We start from the raw sequence: 3,378 nt of genomic DNA, 5'->3' as shown, positions 1-3,378 counted from the left end.
GCTTCATGCTCTGGAAGCGCGATTCCAGCAGTTCGCGGCCGAGCAGATCGCGGATCTGCCGGTAGTTCTGCCTGCCGGTCTCCGAGCGCCAGTCGTATTCGGCGAGTTCACCGACCGCCGCGGCCGTGCTCGACGGCAGGGCGTCCAGCTGCGCCTCGGCGAAGCGGGCGTCGTCGGAGGGGTCGGGGAACAGGGCGCGGCGTTCGGCTTCCAGCGCCTCGTCCAGCAGTTCCCTGACCCGGCGCAGAGTGCCGTCGAGCCGGTGGTCGCGGGTGATCGCGGCGCGGCGCTGCCACAGCCGCCTGGTCAGATCCTCCAGACCACGCATCCCCTTCGTGCCTCGGCGCAGCAGTTCCTCCAGCGCCGAGCGCGGCGAGCTGCCCGACATCACCTCCTCACCGATCATGTCCAACGCCGCGCGCAGGTCCACCGGCGGGGCGAGCGGGTCCGGCCCGTCGTGATACGGGCCGTAGGAGTAGCGGTCGGCGGCGGTCATGAGCGTCGGTAGACCGTGGCGCCCGCGTCGGACTCGGTGGAGTCCTTGGCGATCTCGCGCGCGAGGAACAGCGATTCGAGGGCGAACTCGACGGCGGCGGCGATGCGCGCCGGATGGTCGGAGGGCTCGACGTCCAGCCGGGCCGCCACCTCGTGCAGGATCGGCAGTTCGGGCAGCGCGGAGAGCACGTCCGCGCCGGGCACCCGGTCGCCGGTGGTCACCGGATGACCGGCGGCCACGGCGTCCACCAGCGGGCGCAGCTTCAATCCGCCGATCCGATCGCGCGCGGTCTCGGCGAAGGCGCGGCGCAGCAGGTGGGTGAGGTGTTCCTGTTCGCGGCCCTCCTCGCCGGACTCGAACTCCAGCTTGCCGCGCAGCACCGCCGCCACCGACTCGAGGTCGACCGGCCTGGCCACGGCCGGGCTCTCCCCGGTCAGCGCGGACCGGCGCAGCGCGGCCGCCGCCACGGTCTCCGCCGCCGCCACCGCGAACCGGGCCGACACGCCGGAACGCTGGTCGATGGCCGGGGACTGGCGCAGGTGCCGCACGAACCGGGCGAGCACCTCGATCAGCGGCTCCCCCACCTCGGCCACCAGGTCGGCCTCCTGGCGCACCAGCGCGACCTCGGCGGAGACCTCCAGCGGGTAGTGGGTGCGGATCTCCGCGCCGAAACGGTCCTTGAGCGGGGTGATGATGCGGCCGCGGTTGGTGTAGTCCTCGGGATTGGCGGTGGCGACCAGCAGCACGTCCAGCGGCAGGCGCAGCGTGTAGCCGCGGACCTGGATGTCGCGCTCCTCCATCACGTTCAGCAGCGCCACCTGGATGCGTTCGGCCAGGTCGGGCAGCTCGTTGACCGCGACGATGCCGCGATGGGCGCGCGGCACCAGGCCGAAGTGGATGGTCTCGGGATCGCCGAGGCTGCGGCCCTCGGCCACCTTCACCGGGTCGACGTCACCGATCAGGTCGCCCACCGAGGTGTCGGGGGTGGCCAGTTTCTCGGCATAGCGCTCGGAGCGGTGCCGCCACGCCACCGGCAGCTCGTCCCCCAGTTCGGCGGCCATCCTGCGTCCGGCGGGCGTGATGGGTTCCAGCGGGTGCTCGCCGAGTTCGGCGCCCGCGATCACCGGGGTCCACTCGTCGAGCAGCCCGAGCAGGGTGCGCAGCAGGCGGGTCTTGCCCTGACCGCGCTCGCCCAGCAGCACGACGTCGTGACCGGCCAGCAGTGCCCGCTCGAGCTGCGGCAGCACGGTCCGCTCGTAGCCGACGATGCCGGGCCACGGATCCTGTCCCGCGCTCAGCTTCGCCAGCAGGTTCGCTCGGATCTCGGCCTTCACCCCGCGCGGCCGGTGGCCCGCCGCGCGCAGTTCGCCGACGGTGGTGGGGAGGTCAGTGGGAGCCGTCACCCCATCGAAGCTACGACGAATCGCCCGTCCGGTCGACATGTGCGGCCAAGGCGCCGCTACCCCTCGGCCGCTCCCGCCGACCGCTCCATCCGCCACCGCGACACGAAGTCCGCGAACACCGTCCGCTCCGCCTCGCTCATCAGGTCCTTCGGCACCGACAACGCCTGTAGCTTGCCGAGCATGAGATACCAGGTGTCGGCCGTCTCCTCCACGGCGTCGACCCCGGCCCAGCCGAGGCGGGATTCGCTTCGCGAGGTGACCAGGGTGATCGCCTCGTCGTCGAGGGTCAGCCGCAGGTCCTCCCTGACGACCGCGGCCTGGGACCGCAGCGCCTGGGCGACCGCCAGCGGCACCGTGCCGAACAACAGGAACAGGCTCACGCCGAACACGACATAGGGCGCCCACACGACCGGGCTGCCGAGCAGCAGCAGGACGATGCCGAGGAACAGGCAGATCCCGCCCATGAGGCGGGAGATGTTCGCCTGTCGCCCCACGACGAAGGTCAGGGTGCGGCGCAACCGTTTCTCGTCGTGAGGGACGGTCAGCGCGATGTGCATCACGGCATCGTAGGCCATCGTCCGAAAACCGTTGCCGCCGAACAACTCGGCCCGACTCCCTCAGCGCGAGTGATCGATCACCCGCCCCATCGGCACGACCGCTCGGCACAGTCGTGGCCTCGAACGTTCCCGATTTCGGAACAGCTCTGGTCAGGCCGTCACGAGGCGGGACCGCCCGACCCGGGCGAGCAGGCGGGCCAGCACCTCGGCGACCTCGGCGGGTTGTTCGAGGATCACCGAGTGACCCGCGCCCTCGAGGATCACCAGCGAGGAGCCGTCGATCCCGGCGGCCATCTCCAGGGCGTGCGAGGGCGGGGTCATCAGGTCGGCCGAGCCGCACAGCACCACGGTGGGGACGCGCGCCAGCAGCGGCAGGGCGTCGGTGCGGTCGTAGGTGCGGAAGGCGCTGAGGAAGCTGGCCATGGTGACGATGGAGGTCTCGTTGTGCATGGCGTTCGCCAGCGCGAGTACCTGCGGCCCCACCCGGCGGTCGCCGAACTCCGCGGCCCGCACCACCGGCGCGAACAGCGTGCAGGCCAGCACCTTCGTGCGGTGCATGAGGCCGGGCGCCCGCCGCACCGCCCGCTGGAACAGCGGGATCGCCGGATTGCGCAGCAGCCTGCCGAGACCGGCGTCGGCGATGCCGCTCGCCGCGGTCGCCAGCAGCGCGACGCCGACGATCCTGGTGCCGATCTCGTGCGAGTTCTGCGCGGCGTAGGTGAGCACGGTCATCCCGCCCATGGAATGCCCGGCCAGCACCACCGGCCCGGACGGGGCGCGGGCGTCGAGCACCGCGCGCAGGTCGCGGCCGAGGTGGTCGAGCGGGTATGTTGGGGGGGGGGCGGCGGCCCAGTCGCCGTGGGCGCCGGGGGGGGTACCGAACCCCCCAGCGCCCCCGGAATAACCCCACCGTGGCGAGCCG

General features: G+C 72.3%; 3 protein-coding genes and 1 pseudogene. All 4 read right to left on the bottom strand.

Features of this window, described 5'->3' with window-relative positions:
• Positions 1-496, bottom strand: a pseudogene (locus QH283_RS24425) (hypothetical protein); the annotation flags it as partial.
• Positions 493-1,899 (bottom strand): sigma 54-interacting transcriptional regulator, encoded by a 1,407-nt coding sequence (locus tag QH283_RS24420; RefSeq protein ID WP_280505279.1) that lies wholly within the window; start codon positions 1,897-1,899, stop codon positions 493-495. The pseudogene QH283_RS24425 and the gene QH283_RS24420, both read right to left, overlap by 4 nt.
• Before the next feature lie 56 nt (positions 1,900-1,955).
• A complete protein-coding gene (locus QH283_RS24415; RefSeq protein WP_280505278.1) occupies positions 1,956-2,474 on the bottom strand; it encodes a YcxB family protein in 519 nt (172 codons plus the stop codon).
• Between the two features lie 132 nt (positions 2,475-2,606).
• Positions 2,607-3,378 (bottom strand): alpha/beta fold hydrolase (locus tag QH283_RS24410; RefSeq protein ID WP_280505277.1); only part of this gene is annotated, 772 nt, incomplete at its 5' end.

The organism is Nocardia farcinica, from assembly GCF_029867845.1.
In the GTDB taxonomy this organism is placed as follows: Bacteria; Actinomycetota; Actinomycetes; order Mycobacteriales; family Mycobacteriaceae; genus Nocardia; species Nocardia farcinica_A.
This window is presented reverse-complemented; position numbering and strand designations above follow the sequence as displayed.

Coding starts and splice junctions, on each gene's coding strand:
- QH283_RS24415 (WP_280505278.1), bottom strand. CDS start 2,474: ATGGCCTACGATGCCGTGATGCACATCGCGCTGACCGTCCCTCACGAC.